The sequence below is a fragment of the Shinella sp. G-2 genome (assembly GCF_050172695.1).
Taxonomy (GTDB): Bacteria; Pseudomonadota; Alphaproteobacteria; order Rhizobiales; family Rhizobiaceae; genus Shinella.
In genome coordinates this window covers 84,576-105,400 of sequence record NZ_JBBEYH010000016.1, presented here as the reverse complement: position 1 = coordinate 105,400, position 20,825 = coordinate 84,576, and the positions used below count along the sequence as shown (strand labels likewise).

Below are 20,825 nucleotides of genomic sequence, written 5' to 3'. Positions count from 1 at the left end.
TTCGTCGAACGGGTTCATCGACATCTTCACGTTCGCAAGCTCGACACCCGAGCCATCCGCCTTCACACGGATCTTCACGTTGTAGTCGACGACACGCTTGACTGGGACCAGGATCTTCATCGGAAAACTCCAGAATACGTCAGCAAAGGGTCCGGAAACGCTCGACCATGACATCGAGCACGTCGCCGGGATCACGCTTCCACCAATTGTTCGCGGAAAAGATCTCGACCTCGCAGGGACCGGCATAACCCGCGCCTTCCACGCTCGCGCGGATCGCCTTGAGATCGGCAACCCCGTCGCCCATCATGCCGCGATCCAGCAGCACGTCCTGCGTGTCGGCAAGCCAATCGCAGAGGTGATAGCCGAAAATCCGGTTTTTGCCGGCACGCTGCAACTGGGCGTCCAAATCGCTGTCCCACCAGACATGATAGACATCCACGGCAAGGCCGAGGTTCGGCATGTCGACCATCTCGCAGATATCGACGGCATCCCGCACCGTGGTGAGACAGGAGCGATTGCCGGCATAGACGGGATTGAGGGGCTCGAGCGCCAGCTTGACACGGCGCTCGGTCGCATAGGGTACAAGGTCGGCGACGCGGTCGGCCAGAATCCTAAGGCTCTCGACCGTCCCCCTGGTGCCGGGATGCACGCCGCCCACGACGATCGTCAGAACGGCGGCGCCAAGACCGGCCGCCATGTCGATGGAGGCCTTCGCCTCGTCGAGAACCGCGGTCCGATCGAGGGCATCCGCGCCAACGAGAAACGGCGTCCGGCAAAGCCCGGCGGCGGCAAGACCGGCCGCGCGGGCACGGTCGCCAATCTCCACCGCCCGAAGGCCGATCTCCCGGCGCCAGAAGACGATCGAGCCGAAGCCGCGTGCCGCGCAGGCATCGATGACACGCTCCGGCTCCCAACCCGCGCCACGGCCCTCGATATTATGGCCGAGGCTGGCGGTGTTGAGCGCCAGCGCCGAATGGTCCCTGGAAAAATCGCGCATCGTCATGCGCCATGGACGGCGAGCAGCGTCTTCATGCGCGTGACGGCAACTTCGGGGTCGCGCAACAGCCCGCATTGATCGGCAAGGCGGAAGACCTCGACGAAGTAGGGCAGCGGCCGCATGGCCTGCGCGCCGTTCAGCATGACGAAATGATCCTGGAAGCCATTCAGCCAGGCAAGGAAGACGACGCCCGTCTTGTAATACTGCGTGGGCGCTCGGAAGATCAGGCGGGCAAGCGGCACGGTTGGATCGAGCGTTGCGCGGAAGGCCGCCTTGTCGCCTTCCCCCAGCCGCTCGACCGCATAGGCCGCGGCAGGGGCGAGCGGATCGAAGATACCGAGCAGGGCATGCGAGAATCCCGCATCATCGCCTTCGATGAGTTCGGGATAGTTGAAGTCGTCGCCGGTATACATTTTCACGCCGGCCGGAAGGCGGCGACGCATGACGACCTCCTTCTCCTTGTCGAGCAGGGAAATCTTGATGCCATCGACCTTGGCCGCGTTCGCGTCGATGACGGCAAGCGCCGTCTGCATCGCGGGCTCAAAAGCCGCGTCGCCCCAGTAATTGGCGAGCTGCGGGTCGAACATGTCGCCAAGCCAGTGCAGGATCACCGGTTCGTCACAGGCGGCAAGCACATCGGAATAGACCTTGAGATAGTCTTCCGGCCCCTTCGCAACGCGCACCAGCGCGCGCGAGGCCATGAGGATGAGGCGGCCACCGAGCTTCTGGATGGCCTCGGCCTGTTCCAGATAGGCGCGGCGCACATCATCGAGGCTTTTCACAGTCGCCGGGTCGAGATGATCCGTGCCGCAGCCATTGGCGACGAGGGCATCCGGAAGCTCCTCGCGCGTGCGGCGGATCAACTCCAGCGCACCGGGCGAGTCGAGCCCCATGCCGCGCTGGGCGGTATCCATCGCCTCGGCAATGCCGAGGCCAAGACCGGCGAGATAGCGACGAAACTCCATCGTCTTCGCCCAGTCCACCGTCGCCCGGCCGGATGGGTCGTTTGCGGTGAAGGGATCGGCGACGACATGGGCGGCGGAGTAGACGACACGCGCCGGGTCTTTGCCGAGCGTCGCGGCCGCGATCGGCGTTCCGGTCAGGACATAGTCGGTGCGGCGGCCGGCAGTATCGGGAAGAGCGATTTTCATGGTGAAGGACCTCAGAAGCGCGGAACGAGCATGCCGGCATCGGCCGGGATCGACAGGCCGGTCGTGTAGGGAAGTCGCCCGGTCGCAAGCGATGCGATCAGCGTGCCGACTTCGGCGGGTTCCCCGACGCGCGGGAAGAGCGTGAGCCCCTGGGCGGCCCGCTCGCGATAGGCCTCGATGACGGGAGCCGTCATCTCGGTGGCGATCAGGCCGGGCTGGACATCATAGACGGCGATGTTTTCCCGTCCGAGCCGAACCGCAAGCGTCTTTGACACCATCGAGGCGGCGGCCTTCGAGGCGCAATATTCCGAGCGCTGTTCTGCCACCGCAACGGCGTTCGACGAGGTGACATTGACGATCGAATGGAAGTGGGAGGAGCGAAGGCGCGCAAGCGCGCGACGCGCGAAGGCCTGGCTCAGGAAGAACAGGGCTTTCGTGTTGACGGAAAAGCAGCGGTCCCAGCTCTCCTCGGAGACCTCCAGCATGTCACCACGGCTGAGCACGCCGACGCCGGCATTGTTGACCAGCGTGGTGAGCGGTCCGAGTTCCCGCTCGACGGCATCGAGCGCCGCATCATGGCCACCGATCGCGGCAACGTCGAATGCGGCAGCGGCGACCGGAACGCCATGGGCGGCGATGCGCGCGGCGGCGGCGGCAAGCTCGGCGTCTTCGGCCGGTCCGTTGACGGCAATGGCAAAACCTTCGCGCGCCAGGGCTTCGGCAACGGCAAGGCCGATGCCACGGGAAGAGCCGGTGACAAGCGCGACCGGCCGAGCAACCGCCGCACTCATGCCCTTGCTCCCTTCTTCAGGAGTTCGCGCGCAATGATCATGCGCTGGATCTGGTTGGTGCCTTCATAGATCTGCGTGATCTTCGCATCGCGGTAGAGGCGCTCCACCTCGAAGCCGCGGATATATCCCGAGCCGCCGAAGACCTGCACGGCATCGGCGGTGCGCTGCACGGCCATGTCGCCGGCAAAGCATTTTGCGATGGAGCAGGCTTTCGTTGCATCCGCGCCGGTGTCGATCTTCGATGCCGCGGAATGGACGAGCAGGCGCGCGGCCTCGATATCCTTCGCCATGTCGGCGAGCAGCCACTGCACACCCTGGAAATCGGAAATCGCCTTGCCGAATTGCTTGCGCGTCCCGGCATAGTCGAGCGCGGCCTCAAGGCCGGCCTGTGCGATGCCGACGGCGAGCGAGGCGATACCGACGCGCCCCTTGTCGAGCACGGACATCATCATGTGGAAGCCGCGGCCTTCCGTGCCGAGCAGGGCGTCGACCGGCAGGCGCACATCCGAGAAATTCAGCGCACCGACCTGGCTGGCGCGCTGCCCCATCTTGTGTTCCTTCGGCCCTCTTTCGACACCGTCGGCATGCAGGTCGACGATGAAGATCGACATGCCGCGGTTGCCGGCCTCCTTGTCCGTACGGGCAAGGACGAAGCCGTAGTCGGCCACTGGCGCATTGTGGATCCAGATCTTGCCGCCGTTCAGCCGCCAGCCGTTCCCGTCACGCTCCGCCGTGGTGCGAATGCCGGAAACATCGGTGCCCGCTTCCGGCTCGGTAATGCAATAGGCGACCTTGGCCCGCATGCCGAGAATCTCCGGCAGCAGCGCCTGCTGGCTTTCCGTGCCGTGGCGCACCAGAAGCGTCGAGATGAGTTCGACGAGGCCGCATTGGTCGGCGACCGATGCATAGCCGCGGCTCAGCTCCTCCATGACGAGTGCATAGGTGAGTGTATCGAAGCCCGGGCCGCCGAGAGCTTCCGGCACGCCGATACCGAAAAGCCCGAGCTTGGCCATCTCTTCGTAGAGGTCCGCGGGGAAGCGCTCCTCCCGGTCGAGTTCCTCGGCCAGGGGGCGGATCGTTTCGTCTGCAAAGGCGCGCGTCATCTCGCGCACCTGCTCCTGCGTTTCGGTGAGATACATCTGCCTCGTCTCGCAACTAGTAACTATCTGGTTACATACATTCGCCTGCCTGTGGACGTCAAGACGGAAAAATGCACGAGGCCTGAATGTAGCTGCTTGCACAGCCGCTTGGCCGCGTGCATATTATTCACTATTCAGTTACTTGAGGAGGAAAACATGCACCCGGGAGAAAAGCGAAAATTTGGCCGAACGGACCTCGACGTCACCGCCTTCGGCTTCGGCACCGCGCCGCTCGGCAACATTTTCCGCGAGATCGACGAGGAGACGTCTCAGGAAATGTTCGTGCGCGCCTGGGAAGCCGGCGTGCGCTTCTTCGACACCGCCCCGATGTATGGCCATGGCCTTGCCGAACTGCGGACGGGGCACGCGCTGCGCTGGAAGAACCCGGACGATTTCGTGCTCGCCTCGAAGGTCGGACGTCTTCTTCGCCCGGCCCGGCGCGACACGATCAACTTCGCGCCCTGGACGAATGCCGCGCCCTTCACCATGCATTTCGACTACAGCTACGACGGCACGATGCGCGCCTTCGAGGACAGCCTGCAACGGCTGGGACTGGAACGGATGGACATGTGCTTCATCCACGATATCGACGTCTTCACGCGCGGGAGCGAGCAGCCGGAGGTCTTCGAGCAGGCGATGGACGGCGCCTGGCGGGCGCTGGAACGGCTGCGCTCGGAAAAGGTCGTGAAAGCGATCGGTGTCGGCGTCAACGAATGGCAGGTCTGCCACGAAGCGCTTCTGCGCCACGATTTCGACTGCTTCCTGCTGGCCGGTCGCTATACCCTGCTCGAACAGGAGGCGCTGGATGCCTTCCTGCCGCTGTGCGAAGCGCGCGGTGCGGCGGTCGTCGTCGGCGGCGGCTTCAATTCGGGGATCCTTGCCACCGGCGCGAAGGATGGCGCGAAATACAATTACGCGCCGGCGCCGCGCGAGATCATGGAAAAGGTCGCGAAGATCGAGGCCGTATGCGCGGAACATGGCGTGCCGCTGGCCGCCGCAGCCCTGCAATTCGTCGTCGCCCATCCCGCCGTCCCGTCCTTCATGGCGGGCACGCGCACGATCGAACAGCTGGAGCAGAATCTGGCCTGGTTCTCCCATGCGATCCCGGGCGATTTCTGGGCGGACCTGAAGAAGAAGGGGCTCTTGCGCGAGGATGCGCCCGTTCCGGCGTGAACGCGCGCCAGCCCGCGTTGCGATGGCAGCGCGGGCTTCTGGAGTTTGTCAGGGAAAAGTGGGAACCGGTTTTCCCGAAAAGACAAACGCAAACAAAAGAACTTAGAGCATGCCTGGTTCAATCTGAACCTGACATGCCCTAGCGGATGAGGATTGCCCTGAAGTCGTTGACATTGGTGCCCGTGGGCCCGGGTACGAACAGATCATCCAGACGATGGAACGCCGTCCAGGCGTCGTTGCCGGCAAGCAGCGCGGCGGGATCCGCTCCCGATGCGCGCAGACGTTTCATGCTGGCACCGTCGGCAAAGGCGCCGGCATTGTCCTGCGAACCGTCGATACCATCCGTATCGGCAGCGAGCGCCGCGAAGGAAACGTCCTCGCCCGCCAGCGCCAGCGACAGCAGAAATTCCGTATTGCGCCCGCCCTTGCCGCGCCCCTTGATCGTCACCGTCGTTTCGCCACCCGAGAGGATGACGACCGGGCGCGGGAACGGGCGGCCACGGCTGGCGACTTCACGGGTAATGGCTGCGTGGACGCGTGCGACATCGCGCGCCTCGCCCTCGATGCTGTCCGACAGGATAACGGCAGGCACGCCGAGGATTTCCGCACGTTGCGCCGCCGTCTCCAGGGAGAGACGGGCAGAAGCGATGACATGAACTTCATGACCGGCGAAGACGGGATCGTCCGGCGACGGCGGCTCTCCCTCCCGCCCGGCGAGCCAGGCCTCAATCCGCTGCGGCAGCTTGATGCCCCAGGTCTTGACCAGCGCATGCGCCTCCTCACGATCGCTCGCATCCGGCACCGTCGGCCCGCTGGCGACCTGTGCCGGGTCGTCGCCCGGCACATCGGAGACAACCAGCGTTACGACCTTCGCGGGATGGCAGGCGGCGGCAAGCCGGCCGCCCTTGATGGCGGAAACCTGTTTGCGAATGGCATTCATGACGGAAATCGGCGCCCCGCTTGCAAGGAGCGCGCCGTTCAACGCGGCCTCATCCTCCAGCGTCAGATCGCCTGGCGGGGCCGGCAGCAAGGCGGAACCGCCACCACATATCAGCGCGACGACGAGATCGTCCTTCCCAAGCCCCTCGACGGCGTCGAACAGCGCTTGCGAGGCCGCGATCCCCGCAGCGTCGGGCACCGGATGTGCCGCCTCGAGCACGCGGATATGCCGACAGGGTGTGGCGTAGCCGTACCGTGTCACGACAACGCCTTCGAGCGGACCATCCCACAGGCGTTCGAACGCCGCGGCAAGCTGCGCGGCACCCTTGCCGGCGCCGATCACGACCGTCCGGCCCTTGGGGCGGGCCGGCAGATGGGCGCGCACGGCTTTTTCCGGATCCGCCGCCTCGACGGCGGCGCGAAAGAGCTCGGAGAGAAAGTCTTTGTCTTCGGACTTCATTGGGACTGCCATGATTTCGGGTGTGGGATCGCCGGGCACTACCTGTCAAAACGGGGCGTCCGCTTCTGGCGGTAGGCGGCAAGTCCTTCCGCCAGATCGCCGGATGCCGCCGCCACGGCGCCGGCAAGGGCCTCCACGACGCGTTCGCTTTCCTCGCCTTCGGCAGCGTTGATCAGCATCTTCGTCAGTTCGGTCGCCCGCGGAGAACGTTTCAGCACGCGCGCCGCGGCCATTTCGGCCGCCGCGCTCCCCTCGCCGGTCGCCACGACCTGATCGACAAGACCGGCCGCAAGCGCTTCCTGCGCCGCATAGACCTCACCGAAAAGCGCCATGCGGCGAACGAGCCCTGTCCCGAAGCGGCGCGCGGCGCGCTGCGTGCCGGACCAGCCGGGAATGATGCCGAGGCCCGGCTCCGGCTGGCCGATCTTCACATGCGCTTCGGCGATGCGCAGGTCCGCACAGGCGGCAAGCTCCAGCCCGCCACCGAGCGCGTGACCGTTCAGCACCGCGATCAGGGGCACCGTCAGGCGCGCCATTGCACCGAACGCGTCATGTCCGTCGCGCAGCCAGCGGCGCGAGAACGTGTCCGCATCGAGACTGCTCCAGGCGTCGATATCGCCGCCCGCACAGAAGGACTTTCCGCCCTCTCCCGCGAGGATGGCGACCCGAGCATCCGAGCGTTCGATGGCCCGGCATGCCTTTAACAAAGCGTCGATCATATCCTCATCGATCGCGTTCAGCTTTTCCGGACGGCGCAGGGTGATCCGCGCGACCTGGCTTTCGATGGAAAGGCCAATGCGCGGATCGCTCACAGCGCCAGCCCCATGCTTCCCGCGCGAAACAGCGCATCGTCCATCACCTTGAGTGTCCTGGAGACCCGCAGCGATGTCGCGGCCTGATCGAGAACATCGCGCTGGAGATCAAGGCCGGGGGCGATTTCGGTAACGACAAGCCCCTCTGCATCGAGCGCGATCACGCAACGCTCGGTCACATAGGTGACCTCCTGTCCCTGCGCCCGCGCGCGCTTGCCGGAGAAGCTGACCTGATCGACCTTTTGCACGAACTTGGCGATGCGGCCCTCCTTGTCGATCACCAGCCGGCCATCCTCCACATGCATCTTCGCGCCGGCGTTGAAATTGCCCGAGAAGACGATCTTTTTCGCACGGGAGGTAATATCGACGAAGCCGCCAGCGCCCGCCGTGCGGTGCGGCGTTGCCGCGAGGCGGCTGACATTGACCGAGCCTTCGGCGTCGATCTCCAGGAAGGACAGGAGCGAGCAGTCGAAGCCACCCGCCTGGAAATAGCAGAACTGGTGCGGCGAGGCGACGAAGGCTTCGGCATTGGACGCGCAGCCGAACTTGAAATCGAGCAGCGGCACACCACCCACGGCCCCCTGCTCGATCACCCAGGTGACCTTGCCGTGCAGGCCCTCCTCGATGAGGATGCGCGGGACATTGGCGGAAATGCCGAAGCCGATATTGACGGCCCAGCCATCCTTCAGCTCCTGCGCCACCCGGCGCGCGATGACCTTGCCGACATCGAGTTCGGGCAGGCGGAAGGTTTCGAGCGGGCGGAAGAGCTCGCCCGAGATCGCCGGGTCGTAGGGTGTCGCCGTCGTCTGCAACTGATCGGGCGCCTCGACGATCACATCGACGAGAATGCCGGGCACGCGCACGTCGTGCGGCCGCAGCGTTCCGCTCGCTGCCACGCGCCTGACCTGCGCGATCACGATGCCGCCCGAATTGCGCGCCGCGAGCGCCATTTCCATCGCGCCGAGGGTCGCCCCCTCCTGTTCGAAGGTGAGGTTGCCCTTTTCGTCCGCGGTCGTTGCGCGGATGATCGCGACATCGGGACGGATCGCCGGGAAATGCAGCCAGTCCTCGCCCTCGAAGGCAACGCGCTTGACGAGCGGTGCCGCGCGCGCGCTGGCATTCATCGCGCAACCGTCCTGATCGGGGTCCACGAAGGTTTCCATGCCGACCTTCGTCAGCACGCCGGGGCGCTTGGCAGCGCCCTCGCGCAGCATGTCGAAGACGATGCCGGACGGTACGTTCCAGGCGGCCAGCTCTTCCTTGAGGATCATCTGCCAGATGAGCGGCGGCTCGGCATTGCTCGGGCCGGAGGGATAGGAGCCGCCGATGATCTTCGCAAGCATGCCGGGCTTGGCGATGTGATCGACACCCCGCGTGCCGAAAAAGTCGCCGGCGGCAATCGGATGGATGGACGTGAGGCCCCGCGGATGGCCCTCGCTGTCAAAACGTTCGCCCAATGCCTTCAGCACGGCATCGGGGCAGCAAAGGCCGGAGGAAGAGTTCACGGCAACGACCGCCCCATCCCTGACGAGCCGGACGGCTTCCTGCGCAGTCTTCACCTTCTTCATCGCCGAAACCTCCGTTCCCGATTGCATTAAGTAACTAACTAGTTATAGATTAATCACGGCCAAGGCAATCCGGCAAGCGAGATTTTCGTGCCGGGCGACAATCGTGATGGGGCCATATCGCCCCGCAAAGGAGGAGGCATGAACATCTATTTCCAGAAAGGTTTCCAGCGAGGCTTCGGCACGTATCCGCTGAAGGGAGCCGACCTGCGGAGCGCCGTCGATGCCGCCGTCGACGCGGGATATCGGGCATTCGACACGGCACAGATGTATGGCAACGAGGCCGACACCGGCGCGGCCCTTGCCGCCTGCGGCGTGGCGCGACAAGACCTTTGCATCACCACGAAGGTGCACCCGGACAACTATTCGGAAGAGAAATTCCTGCCGTCGGTCGAAGCCAGCCTGAAGGCACTGCAGGTCGACCGTGTCGACGCGCTTCTGCTGCATTGGCCGCCCGTCGGAGGCGACGTGACGCCATCCCTGCGCCTGCTGCAGTCTGCAAGGGATCTTGGCCTCGCGGACACCATAGGCGTCTCGAACTATACGGCGCGCATGATGCATGTGGCACGCAGCGTGGTCGATGCGCCGCTCGTCACCAATCAGGTCGAGTTCCACCCCCTGGTCGACCAGCGCAAGCTCCTCGTCGCCGCGTCGGAGACGGGCATTCCGCTCTCGTCCTATGCGTCGATTGCCCGCGGCGAAGTCTTCAAGCACGGCCTTTTTGCCGAGATCGGCAAAGCCTATGGCAAGTCGGCCGCGCAGATCGTGCTGCGCTGGATCCTGCAGAAGGGCGTGCCGCTGAACACGATGTCGACGAAACCGGAAAACATCAGGGCAAACTTCGACATCATGGATTTCACGCTGTCGTCCATCGACATGCACAGGATCGACGCTCTCAACACCACCGGCTACCGCATCATCAAGCCAGGGCAGCTGCCCTGGGTTCCCGAATGGGACTGACGCGAAAGGGCGGCCGCAAGGCCGCCCTTTTCACTTGCAGGCTACCGGACGATCAGGCGTTGCCGCGGATCATGTCCGATGCCTTTTCCCCGATCATGATCGTCGCCGCATTGGTGTTGGAGCCGACAAGGCTCGGCATGGTGGAGCTGTCGCAAATGCGGATGCCATCGAGGCCGTGCACGCGCAATTGCGGATCGACCACCGACATCTCGTCGCGGCCCATCTTGCAGGTGCAGGTCGGGTGGTAGGAGGTACGGCCGTACTGGCGCGCATAGGCCACGTAATCCGCCTCCGTTCGTACATTGCGGTCGGGGAAATGCAGCGTCTTGATATATTTTTGCAGCGACCGCTGCGCAAAAATCTCCTGGCTGATCTTCACGCCCTCGACCGAGATCCTCACGTCATCGGGGTCGGCAAGGAAGTTCGGATCGACGACCGGCAGCGCGCGCGGATCGGCCGAGCGCAGGCTCACGGTCCCGCGTGATTTCGGCCGCAGCGTGTAGGAATTCAGCGTGATGCCGGAAGACCCCTTAGGCACGCCGGGAACGCCCGCCTCGGCGCCTGCGCCTGCAAGGAAATGGAACTGCAGATCGGGCGTCGGATTTGCCTTGTCGCCATACCAGAAGGCTCCGCCCTCCACGACGTTCGAGGTGATGGGACCGGAATTGAAAAGGGTGTATTGAATGCCCGCCCAGATCGACCAGTGCAGCCTGTTGTACTTGTCCAGACTGTCGTGGTTTTTCAGCTCCGCGACGATATCGACGCCGAAGTGATCCTGCAGGTTCTGCCCGACGCCGGCCATATCCTGCACGACATCGATGCCTTGGCTGCGCAGGTGATCCGCCGGCCCGACGCCCGAGAGCATCATGAGCTTCGGCGTGCCGATGGCGCCGGAGGTGAGAAGCACTTCGCTCTCCGCCCGCGCCACCGTGCGGCTGCCGCCGGCTTCATATTCGACGCCGACGGCGCGGCGCCCTTCGAAGACAATGCGCAGGACGAGCGCACCGGTGACAACCGTCAGGTTCGGGCGCTTCAAGGCCGGCCGCAGATAGCCGACAGCCGCCGAGCAGCGCCGATTGTCGCGTGTGGTCGTCTGATAGACGCCCGCCCCTTCCTGCACCGGACCGTTAAAGTCCGGATTGTAGGGAATCCCGGCCTCCTGGCAGCTCTGCACGAAAGCGCGCGTCATGCGCTGCGGTTCGGGAATATTCGAGACGCCGAGCGGGCCATCCGTGCCATGCCAGGCGCCGGAGAGGATCGAGTTGCCTTCCGAACGCAGGAAATACTTCTGGATATCCTTGAAGCCCCAACCTTCCGCGCCTTCCTCCACCCAGCGGTCGTAGTCGCCGGGAACGCCGCGGGTGAAGACCTCGGCATTGATCGACGAGCCACCACCCAGGACCTTTGCCTGCGCGTACAGGATTTCACGATTGTTCGCGTGCTTCTGCGGCGCGGTCTTCAGGCCCCAGGTGAGCGGCCCCGTCGTCATCTTGGCAAAGCCGACGGGCATGTGGATCAGCGGATTGGTGTCACGCCCGCCTGCCTCGACAAGGCAGACCCGGGCGGACGGATTTTCCGAAAGCCGCGCCGCCAGCACGCAGCCCGCGCTGCCGCCGCCGACGATCACATAATCATACCCCGTGGCCATCATGCGATCCAATGCGTGCGCTTGCCGATCTCGACGTGAACGGACTTCACCTGCGTATACTCCTCAACCCCATAGATGCCGGCTTCACGGCCCCAGCCGGACTGCTTGAACCCACCGAGCGGCATTTCGGGACCGCCGGCCATGATCGTGTTGACCCAGAAGCGCCCGGCACGCACCCGACGGCTTACCGTCAGCGCCTTGTCGATATTCTTCGTCCAGACGCTCGCCGCAAGCCCATAGACGGTATCGTTGGCAAGCTGGATGGCTTCTTCCACCGTATCGAAATGCATGGAGCACAGAACGGGGCCGAAAATCTCGTCGCGGGCGATCGCCATGTCGCGAGAGACGCCGGAGAAAAGCGTCGGGGCGATATATTGGCCGCGGCCGAGATCGATCGCCTCGCCGCCGGTCAGCAGCTTGGCGCCGCCAGCCTTGCCCTTTTCGATATAGTCAAGGATCGTCGCATTCTGCGCTTCCGTGGTGATGGCACCGACTTGCGTGCGCTCGTCGAGCGGATCACCGACGCGGATCTTTTTCATCTTCTCGACAAGCAGCTCCTCGAACCTTGCCGCAACCGAACGCTCGACGATCAGGCGCGAAGAGGAGACACAGCACTGCCCGGTGTTGAAGCTGATGCCGAAGGCCGCGCCATCGGCGGCGTCTTCAAGATCGGAATCGGCAAAGACGATGATCGGGTTCTTGCCGCCAAGCTCCAGGCCGAGCTTCTTGAAGTTGCTATCGGCGGCCGCATGGACACAGGAGCGCCCGACGGCCGTCGAGCCGGTGAAGGAGAGCATGTCGACGTCGGGATGCTCGGACAGCGCCTGGCCGATCGTGCGACCGGAGCCGGTGATAACGTTGTAGACACCGGCCGGCAGGCCCGCCTCGGCCAGCACTTCGGCAAGCAGCAGCGTCGTTGCGGCAGTAACCTCCGAAGGTTTCACGACCATCGTGCAGCCCGATGCCAGAATGAAGGGCACACGCTCGCAGAGGATCAGGAACGGGAAATTCCAGGGCGTGATCAGGCCGACGACGCCGATGGGTTCGCGCAGCACCATGCCGAAGAGATCGTCGCCAAGCGAATTGAAGCTGTCGCCATGCAGCATGCGGGCAGCGCCCGCACCCACTTCGAAGCAGGCAATGCAGTGGTCGATTTCGCCGCGCGCCTGGGAAATCGGCTTGCCGTTTTCCAGCGCCTCCCAATAGGCGATCTCGTCGCGGCGACGGCGCAGGATTTCGGCAACGCGCAGCAGGACGCTGCCACGGGCGGCCCCTGAAAGGCCGGCCCAGCGACGATCCTCGAAGGCCCGACGTGCGGCGTCGACTGCAGAATTCAGGTCATCGACCGTGCAGCGCACCGTGCGCGTAACGGGCGTGCCGTGGCCCGGCGACGCGCGCTCGAAGTGTTCCGTGCCATCCTTCCACGCCCCATCGACAAAAAAGCCGAAGGTGCGCGCTGCGGTCGGGGCAGAAAGGAACGGGTTTTTCTGGTCCATGAGATAGCTCCACTTCGATGGGTCTTACGCCGCAATGGCGATCTGTGTCTTCAAGTCCTGCGGCCGGGCGCCGAGGGTTTCGAACGCCTCCTGGATGGTGTCCAGGGAATAGTGCGCCTTGGTAAAGTCATTCGTACGGAAACGACCGTGCGACAGAAGGGTCAGCGCATCGTGCATGTCTTCCCCCATACCGGCGACGGACCCCTTGAGGCTTCCTTCCTCCAGAACCGTGCGCAGGATATCGACGGGGACCGTCTCGCCCGGCGGCGTGATGCCGAAGAAGGCGACATGGCCGCCCCGGCGCGTCAAATCGAAAGCCTGCTCATAGAGCTTTCTATTGCCGACGCTTTCGATGACGACATCCGCGCCGCGTCCGCCGGTCATCCCAAGCACGGTGGCCTTCAGCTGTGCCGGATCGGAGACGGCGGCATCCGCGCCCGCTTCAAGCGCCATGCGGCATCGTTCGGCCGAAAGATCTGCAACGATGATGGGGGCGGCACCGACGAGGCGCATCATCTGCACATGCAGGTTGCCGATCGGCCCGGCGCCGAAGATGACCACGGACTGGCCGAATTCCACCCTCGCCTTGCGCGCGGCCCGAACGACGCAGGCAACAGGCTCCGTCAGGGCCAGAACCGCGTCGGGGATGGCTGCGTCGACCGCAATTGCGAGGCGCGCAGGCACGGCGACGAATTCGGCGAAAGCGCCATCCCGGCCGATGCCGACCTGCGTGACTTCGGTGCAGTTCAGCACCTCGTTCCGGCGGCACCAGAAGCAGGTGCCGCAACCGATATTGATGTCGACGACGACGCGCGTGCCGACCGCCAGATGCCGAACATTGCTGCCACGCTCGGCGATCGTTCCGCAGAACTCGTGACCGGGGATCAGCGGCAGCTTGTCGGCGGCGTAGTGACCGTTGAAGATATGAATATCCGTGCCGCAGATGCCGGTGCGCGCCACCCGCACGAGGACATCCTCCGGCCCGATGGCCGGCATGGGAACGTCGCGGAGTTCAAAACGCTTCGGTGCGGTCAGGACGGCAGCGCGCATCGTGCTCATCGCCATCCCTCACTTGACCGTGCGCAACTTGGCGCGGTCGATGGTCAAGGCAATGGCGACGATCAGCACGACGCCGAACACCATCTGCTGGCGCGTCGCATCGATCTCGAAATAGAGCATCGAGGCGCGGATGACGGCGACGATAAGCGTGCCGATCACCGTATTGACCACGCCGCCGACACCACCCGTCAACGGCGTACCGCCGACGAGAACGGCAACGATGGCCGGCAGCAGGAAGCCGTTGGCGATGGTCGGCGCGCCGCCCGAAAGTTTCACCGCAAAGAGCAGGCCGGCAATGGCTGCCAGCGCACCCGAAATGGCAAAGGCGAGGATCTTGTAACGCGCGACATTGAGGCCTGAAGCGGCAGCAGCGAGCTCGCCGGCGCCGACGGCTTTCAAGGCGCGGCCGAGCGTCGTGCGGCGCTCGATGAAAAGGCAGATCCCGACGAGCACGGCGGCGATCAGCAGCTCGTGCGGCACGCCCCAGGTATGGCCGATCATCCAGCCGAAGGTTTCGTTGCGCTGCGTTGCATCCATGTTCAGCGCCCGCTGGCCGGAAAGCCATTGTGCAATCGAGAAGGCGACGCCGCCGACGGCTAGCGTCGAGATGAAGGACGGCACGAAAAGGCGCGTCGTGACATAGCCGGACAGCATGCCGAGCAGGAAGCCGGAAACGACGCAAAGCACGGCAACCCACGCCCCCATGGACGCGAGATAGACCGAGGCCACGACCGTCACCATGTTCGCCATGGACTGGGCCGACAGATCGATGCCGCCGATATAGATGGCGAAGGTCAGCCCGAGCGCCATGATGAACAGCGGCACGATATCGCCGGCAATGCCAAGCAGGTTCGACGGGCGCAGGAAACCCGGATCGTTGATGCCGACAATTGCGACCAGCACGACCAGCGTGATCCAGGGCAGGTGCGGTTTGAGGCGCTGAATATCCATCTTTGTCCCTCAGATCATATAGTGCAGCAGGTCGAAGGGCGTGGGCTTGGCGCCCGGCTCGCAAGCGAATTCCTTCTGCATGCGGCCGTCCTTGACGACGATGATGGTGTGCGACAGGCCGATCGCCTCTTCCAGCGTATCGGCGACCAGAACGATGCCGACACCGGCCGCACTCATCGCGCGGACCATGTCGTAGACGTCTTCCTTGGCACCGATGTCGAGGCCGCGCGTCGGGTGGTCGAGCAGCATGATGTCGGATCCGCCCGAACGCCACTTGGCGAGCACGACCTTCTGCTGGTTGCCGCCCGACAGGTTGCCGCAATCGGCAAATTCCGAATGCGCCTTGATCGAAAGCTTCCGGATCCAGTCGCGCGCCAGCGCCCGCTCTTCGGCGACACGCAGCACGCCGCTGCTGGAATGGTTCTTCATCTGCGAGAGCGTCATGTTCTCATAGACGTTCATGCCAGCGACGATGCCTTCGATCTTGCGCTCGCGCGGCACGTAACCGACGCCGCTGGCAACCGACTGGCGCGGCGAATAGCCATTGGCGTCCGCGCCCTTGATCGTGAGGCGGCCGGTTACCGGCGTCAGCATGCCGTAGATCGTGCGCAGGATCGCCTCGCGGCCGGAGCCTTCCGTACCGACGAGGCACAGGACTTCGCCGGCATGCAGCTTGAAGGAAATATCCTGGATGCGGCCCGGCAGGCCGACACCCGCCATCTCGACCAGCACTTTCGAACGATCGAACGGCGCCTGCAGATGTTCGCGGTAATATTGCTTGTCGACGTTGCGACCGACCATCTTGTGCTGGATGGCTTCCGCCGTCGCGCCGCCGCGCTCCACCACATCGACCACCTCGCCGTCCTTCATGACATAGATGCGGTCGGACAGCTCCATGACCTCATCCATCCGGTGCGACACGAAGATGAAGGAGGCGCGGGTCGTCAGCTCGCGGACGAGCTTGAAGAGCAGTTGCACCTCGTCCTTGGAAAGCACGGACGTCGGTTCGTCGAGCAGGATGACAAGATCGCCCGTCACCCGTTCCTCCAGCGTCAGAACCTTGGCAAGTTCGACGAGCTGGCGCTGCACGAAGGACAGTTTCGACGTCACGGTCGCCGGGTCGATATCGAGCTTCACCTTGGCGAGCTGCGCCCTGGCGGCAATCGCCATCGCCTTCCAGTCGACAACCCCGAAGCGGACGAACTGGCGCTCGTAGCCGAGAAAGATGTTTTCCATGACGGTGAGGTTCGGGATCAGGGACTGCTCCTGGAACACCATCCCGATGCCCTTTTCCATCGCCTGCCGCGGATTGGAAAAGCGCACACCGGCACCATTGATGAGGATCTGGCCGCCGTCCGGCTGGTAGGCGCCATAGATGACCTTCATCAGGGTGGACTTGCCGGCGCCGTTCTCTCCCACAAGCCCGACGATCTCGCCGCGCTTGATGTGGAAGTTGATCGACTTCAGTGCGTGCACACCGGGGAATTTCTTATCGACAGCCTTGAGTTCGTACATGGTGCGCCTCACTTCACGAAGGAAACCATCTTGCGGTCGGTCGACAGCACCACCGCAAGAATGACGAGAAGACCGAGCACGCCGTCCTGGAGGAAATCGGGAAGGCCGATGACGACCATGCCGTTGTCGATGACGTTGACGATCAACACGCCGACAAGCGCGTTCCACACGCCGCCGATGCCGCCCCAGAGCGCCACGCCGCCAACGACCACCGAAGTGATGGAGACGAACATGAAGTTCGCGCCGGTCACGGATTCCGCCTGCCCGATGCGGGCGACGACGAGCATCGCGGCGATGGCATAGAAGACGCCGGCCAGGGCGAAACCGGTCACGCGGACGCGGGTTACGTTGAGACCGGAGGCATGCGCGAGATCTTCACCGCCGCCGACGGCGTAGAAGTTGCGGCCCAGCGCCGTATGCGTCTGGATGAACCAGCCGAGGAAGAGGAAGAACGCCGCGACATAGACCATCAGCGGGAAGCCGAGCCAGCGGACCGTGAGCAGACCGCGGAACGTCGCGTCGCTGACCTTCACGATGTCACCGCCGGTGAGCAGGATCGCCGCCCCCGTGCCGACGAAGCCCATCGCGAGGCTGGCCATGAAGGAAGGGATTTTCAACTTCACATGCACCAGCCCGTTCAAGAGCCCGATCAGGCCGCCGAGAACGAGCACCAGCGGAATGGCGATCCAGCCGAGACCCGCAAGCGAGCCACCAAGCTGGGCGAAGATGAAGGCGAAGGAGACGGCCGTCAGCGAAACCGTTCCCTCCATGGAAAGGTCGATCGACCCCATGACGATGATGAAGGTGACGCCGACGGCGACCATGAGCGCCGGAGCCGCGGCAATCGCGATGCGGGCGAAGTTGCGCAGCGAAAAGAAGGTCGGGTTGAGCGCGGTGAAAAAGATCACAAGCGCGATCAGCACCAGGAGCGGCGCCCATTTGATCATGGTTTCGCGCGATAGGCGACGTGTCACGTCAGACACCCCTCTCATGAAAGTTCGCAGGAGATGTGGCGGCAGCACATATGGCCGCCGCCGTGGCCAATCAGGCCTTGTACTGGATCTGGCCGTTCGACGGCCCCCAGAAGTCCTTCCAGTCGTAGGCCGGTACGGAATCGAGGTACTTCGCCTTGAATTCCGCCGCGTCCTTGGCCGTCACGAGGATCGTCGGGCCATAGAATTCGCGGTGTTCCTTCGGCTCTTCCGACGGTTTGAACGTGCCGATGGCGGCATGATAGGCAAGGGCCGCGCTGATGCCGCCGCCCCAATGCGGATTGGTGAAGACGGTGGCGAGAAGCTGCCCGTCCATGACCATCTGCACGGCTTCCGGATTGCCGTCATAGGCGACGATCGGCATGTTCTCGATGCCTTCGGCACGCAGCGCCTCGATGACGCCATAGGCGATGTTGTCGTTGGCGCAATGGACGCCCTTGATCTTGTCGCCGTAACGCGTGAGGAACGAAGCCATGAGAGCTGCGCCCTTCTGGGTATCCCAGTCGGCCGGCTGCGCGTCGAGCAGTTCGATCTTCGGGAAATCCTTCAGCGCATTCTTGAGGCCGGCAAGACGCTCGACGGCGGGATTGTTGGCCGCGATGCCACCGAGGTGAACCACGCCGCCCTCGCCGCCCATGGCTTCGAAGAGGATGCGCGCGGTCTGTTCCGCCGGCTTCTCGTCCGACCAGGTCATGTGCGAAACATAATTGTCGCCGAAATCCCAGGGATGCAGGTCGTCGGTCTTGTTCCAGATCGTCGAGATATAGGCGCCGGCGGCCTGAACGGCCTCGACGACGGGGCGGGCGTTCGGGCTGTCATTGGCATCGCAGGCAATAGCGCAATTGCCGTTGTTCTTGGCAAGGAAGGCCTTGATATCGGCCAGCGACTTTTCCGTGGAGCCCTCGTTGATCAGGCTGACCAGCGCGCTCTTCGGCTTGCCGAGCGATTCCACGAAGGCCTCGCCGCCCGAAACGACCGAGTTCCAGTAGGCCGATGCGCGGTCACGGTAGCTCCAGGCAATCGCCGGATCCGTCAGCGCGGCGCGCGCGGTTCCACCGCCAAACAGCCCGGGCACCGCAGCAGCGCCCATGCCGGCGGCCGCGGCAAACAGAAAATTGCGGCGGCTAACCGTCTCGCGCTCGATGAAATCCTTGATAAAGGTCGACATTCTTTCCTCCCAAATCCCCGATTGAAACGCTTCCCGCGTTACCGCCGGCCTGGCTGCCAGCAAGGAGAACCTTCCCCTCGGGCGAGACGCTCCAGCGCGCCTCCCACCGCAATTAACGCACTAACTAGTTACTTCTTTAGTTTCGCGCAAGTCAAGTGGTTTTCAGTAGGATGGCAACAGGCAATCGCGCCGGCCGGCTTTGACGGATGGCAATGCGTGCGTGTATGAGTTGCAGGAAAGACATCCCGACTGCGCCAAAGGACAGGCTGAAAACATGACCGGCGAACAGACAGAAAAACCGGGGCGCAAGCCCCGCATTCGCGACGCCGAGGCCACCAAGGCGCGTATCCTCGACGCGGCCAAAAAAGAGTTTGCGAAGAACGGCTTAGGCGGGGCGCGCGTCGATGACATCGCCGACAAGGCGAAAGCCAACAAGCGCATGATCTACCACTATTTCGAGAGCAAGGAGGGTCTGTTCCAGACGGTTCTCGAAGACGCCTATCTCGACATCCGCAGCGCCGAGCAGAAACTGCATCTGGAAGATCTAGAGCCCAAGGCGGCGCTCGAGAAACTGGTGCGCTTCACCTGGGAATATTACCTGAAGAACCCGGAATTCCTGACCCTGGTCAACAGCGAGAACCTCCATCGCGCCAAGCATCTCAAGAAATCGGAGATCATCAAGGTTTCGAGCCGCAAGCTCGTCAACATGGTTTCGACCATCCTGGAGCGCGGGGTGAAAGCGGGCGTATTCCGGGACGGCGTCGATCCCGTGCAGCTCAACATCACCATTGCCGCCGTCGGCTATTATTACCTGACGAACCGCTTTACCGGGACGATCATCTATGAGCGCGATCTCATGGCGAAGGACGCGCTGGAACAGCGCATCCAGTTCAACATCGAGACGATCATGCGGCTCGTCACGGTTTGACATGACCTGTCGGCAGACCATGCCATGAAGCGCTCGGGGATCAAGGAAGTCGCGGCCGCGGCCGGGGTATCGGTCGCAACGGCCTCCCATGTGCTGTCGGGAACCGGCCGGCCCTCCGAAGCGACACGCAAGCGCGTGCTCGAAGTGGCCGATGCGCTCGGGTTCATCCGCGACGCTTCCGCAGCGCGCCTGCGCACCGGAAAATCCAATCTCGTCGGCGTCATTCTCAACAACATCGTCAACCCGTTCTTCAGTGAACTCGTCGCCTCCCTTGAAGCAACGGTCTACGAAGCCGGCGGACTGACACTCCTCGCGACAGCCCAGAACGACCTCGTGCGGCAGGAAAGGCTCCTCGCGTCCATGGTGGCGCAAGGCGTCGGCAGCGTCATCCTTTCTCCGGTTCACGGCAGCACCGCCGAAGATCTGACGCCCGTTCTCGCGCACGGCTTGCGGCTGGTTATCTGCGTTCGCGACGTCGTCGGCAGCAAGGCCGCCTTCGTCGGCGTCGACGACGAGAAGTCCGGCTATCTCGCGGCCGATTGCCTGCTGTCGGCGGGGCACCGATCGATGGTCTTCATCGGGGGCTACCCGCACACCACGACATGGGATGGCCGTTGCGCCGGTATTCGCCGGGCGCTTGCCGACAGGGACATGCCCGAAGCGGCTTGCCGGATGCTGCCGGGCCTCCTGCACCCGGATTTCGCCGAGGAAAAGATGCTTGCGCTTGCGTCACAGGGCATTTTGCCGAACGCGGTGATCTGCTTCAACGACGCCCAGGCGTCCGGGGCCTACCGTGCGGCGCGCAAGCTGGGCATGACCGTCGGGCGCGACATCTCCATCGTCGGCTTCGACAACATCCCGCAAGGCCGCATCCTGGAACCCGAACTGACGACAGTCGACATCCGGCCGGCACTCATCGGCCGCACCTCCGCCGAAATCGCGCTTCGCAAGGCCCCGAGGCACGGCGAAGCCGAGCCGCGGCACAGGCTCGACCCGTCGCTCGTCCGTCGCAACTCCGTCATCTCGCCCTGAATCTGCAGTTCGCCTGCATGAAGCCCCTTGACTGCGCGCCGCGTTTGGT

Annotated in this window: 18 protein-coding genes and 1 pseudogene; 4 read left to right on the top strand and 15 right to left on the bottom strand. The window is 63.9% G+C overall.

Annotated features, from left to right (window positions below; genetic code table 11):
- The 5 genes and pseudogenes from V8U06_RS20580 to V8U06_RS20560 all read right to left on the bottom strand — a co-directional run.
- A pseudogene (locus V8U06_RS20580) lies at nt 1-120 on the bottom strand (electron transfer flavoprotein subunit beta/FixA family protein); the annotation flags it as partial.
- Between the two features lie 19 nt (nt 121-139).
- Entirely contained in the window at nt 140-997 is an 858-nt protein-coding gene (locus V8U06_RS20575) for a sugar phosphate isomerase/epimerase family protein (RefSeq protein WP_427142283.1), read from the bottom strand.
- A 2-nt stretch (nt 998-999) separates the two neighbouring features.
- Nucleotides 1,000-2,148 carry a dihydrodipicolinate synthase family protein gene (locus V8U06_RS20570; RefSeq protein WP_427142282.1) on the bottom strand — a complete coding sequence of 383 codons (1,149 nt, stop codon included), beginning with the start codon at nt 2,146-2,148 and terminating at the stop codon, nt 1,000-1,002.
- Between the two features lie 11 nt (nt 2,149-2,159).
- Nucleotides 2,160-2,939, bottom strand: coding sequence for a 3-ketoacyl-ACP reductase (locus V8U06_RS20565; RefSeq protein WP_427142281.1), 780 nt, complete (start codon nt 2,937-2,939; stop codon nt 2,160-2,162).
- The gene (locus V8U06_RS20560; protein WP_226922282.1) at nt 2,936-4,078 is read right to left on the bottom strand and encodes an acyl-CoA dehydrogenase family protein; all 1,143 of its coding nucleotides are present in this window, start codon (nt 4,076-4,078) and stop codon (nt 2,936-2,938) included. Before V8U06_RS20560 ends, V8U06_RS20565 begins: the two co-directional genes overlap by 4 nt.
- Before the next feature lie 156 nt (nt 4,079-4,234).
- Here V8U06_RS20560 and V8U06_RS20555 point away from each other — a divergent pair, with 156 nt between their 5' ends.
- Nucleotides 4,235-5,251 (top strand): aldo/keto reductase, encoded by a 1,017-nt coding sequence (locus tag V8U06_RS20555; RefSeq protein WP_427142280.1) that lies wholly within the window; start codon nt 4,235-4,237, stop codon nt 5,249-5,251.
- Nucleotides 5,252-5,390: 139 nt separating this feature from the next.
- On the opposite strand, the gene V8U06_RS20550 is transcribed toward V8U06_RS20555, so the two are convergent.
- The 3 genes from V8U06_RS20550 to V8U06_RS20540 are packed head-to-tail and all read right to left on the bottom strand — an operon-like array spanning nt 5,391 to nt 9,030.
- Nucleotides 5,391-6,650 carry a glycerate kinase type-2 family protein gene (locus V8U06_RS20550; RefSeq protein ID WP_427142279.1) on the bottom strand — a complete coding sequence of 420 codons (1,260 nt, stop codon included), beginning with the start codon at nt 6,648-6,650 and terminating at the stop codon, nt 5,391-5,393.
- A 38-nt stretch (nt 6,651-6,688) separates the two neighbouring features.
- The gene (locus tag V8U06_RS20545; protein WP_427142278.1) at nt 6,689-7,462 is read right to left on the bottom strand and encodes an enoyl-CoA hydratase/isomerase family protein; all 774 of its coding nucleotides are present in this window, start codon (nt 7,460-7,462) and stop codon (nt 6,689-6,691) included.
- Nucleotides 7,459-9,030, bottom strand: coding sequence for an acyl CoA:acetate/3-ketoacid CoA transferase (locus V8U06_RS20540; RefSeq protein WP_427142277.1), 1,572 nt, complete (start codon nt 9,028-9,030; stop codon nt 7,459-7,461). The genes V8U06_RS20545 and V8U06_RS20540 overlap by 4 nt, the downstream gene beginning before the upstream one ends.
- A 138-nt stretch (nt 9,031-9,168) precedes the next feature.
- Here V8U06_RS20540 and V8U06_RS20535 point away from each other — a divergent pair, with 138 nt between their 5' ends.
- Entirely contained in the window at nt 9,169-9,987 is an 819-nt protein-coding gene (locus tag V8U06_RS20535; protein WP_427142276.1) for an aldo/keto reductase, read from the top strand.
- Between the two features lie 52 nt (nt 9,988-10,039).
- Here the strand turns inward: V8U06_RS20535 and V8U06_RS20530 are convergent, their stop codons facing one another.
- The 7 genes from V8U06_RS20530 to V8U06_RS20500 all read right to left on the bottom strand — a co-directional run bounded on the left by V8U06_RS20530 (nt 10,040) and on the right by V8U06_RS20500 (nt 18,816).
- Nucleotides 10,040-11,635: a GMC family oxidoreductase gene (locus V8U06_RS20530; protein ID WP_427142275.1), complete on the bottom strand. Its 1,596-nt coding sequence runs from the start codon at nt 11,633-11,635 to the stop codon at nt 10,040-10,042.
- Entirely contained in the window at nt 11,635-13,131 is a 1,497-nt protein-coding gene (locus tag V8U06_RS20525; RefSeq protein WP_427142274.1) for an aldehyde dehydrogenase family protein, read from the bottom strand. The genes V8U06_RS20530 and V8U06_RS20525 overlap by 1 nt, the downstream gene beginning before the upstream one ends.
- 24 nt (nt 13,132-13,155) lie before the next feature.
- Complete coding sequence (locus V8U06_RS20520; RefSeq protein ID WP_427142273.1) at nt 13,156-14,190, bottom strand: zinc-dependent alcohol dehydrogenase; 1,035 nt, start codon at nt 14,188-14,190, stop codon at nt 13,156-13,158.
- 9 nt (nt 14,191-14,199) lie between these two features.
- Nucleotides 14,200-15,141 carry an ABC transporter permease gene (locus V8U06_RS20515; protein ID WP_427142272.1) on the bottom strand — a complete coding sequence of 314 codons (942 nt, stop codon included), beginning with the start codon at nt 15,139-15,141 and terminating at the stop codon, nt 14,200-14,202.
- Nucleotides 15,142-15,150: 9 nt separating this feature from the next.
- Nucleotides 15,151-16,656, bottom strand: a complete 1,506-nt coding sequence (locus V8U06_RS20510) for a sugar ABC transporter ATP-binding protein (RefSeq protein WP_427142271.1) — start codon at nt 16,654-16,656, stop codon at nt 15,151-15,153.
- An 8-nt stretch (nt 16,657-16,664) separates the two neighbouring features.
- On the bottom strand, nt 16,665-17,630 hold the full coding sequence (locus tag V8U06_RS20505; protein WP_226922292.1) for an ABC transporter permease: 966 nt from the start codon (nt 17,628-17,630) through the stop codon (nt 16,665-16,667).
- Between the two features lie 70 nt (nt 17,631-17,700).
- Nucleotides 17,701-18,816 carry a sugar ABC transporter substrate-binding protein gene (locus V8U06_RS20500; protein ID WP_427142270.1) on the bottom strand — a complete coding sequence of 372 codons (1,116 nt, stop codon included), beginning with the start codon at nt 18,814-18,816 and terminating at the stop codon, nt 17,701-17,703.
- Between the two features lie 274 nt (nt 18,817-19,090).
- Here V8U06_RS20500 and V8U06_RS20495 point away from each other — a divergent pair, with 274 nt between their 5' ends.
- The gene (locus V8U06_RS20495) at nt 19,091-19,744 is read left to right on the top strand and encodes a TetR family transcriptional regulator (RefSeq protein ID WP_050746649.1); all 654 of its coding nucleotides are present in this window, start codon (nt 19,091-19,093) and stop codon (nt 19,742-19,744) included.
- 24 nt (nt 19,745-19,768) lie between these two features.
- The gene (locus V8U06_RS20490; RefSeq protein WP_427142269.1) at nt 19,769-20,776 is read left to right on the top strand and encodes a LacI family DNA-binding transcriptional regulator; all 1,008 of its coding nucleotides are present in this window, start codon (nt 19,769-19,771) and stop codon (nt 20,774-20,776) included.
- Nucleotides 20,777-20,825: the final 49 nt, after the last annotated feature.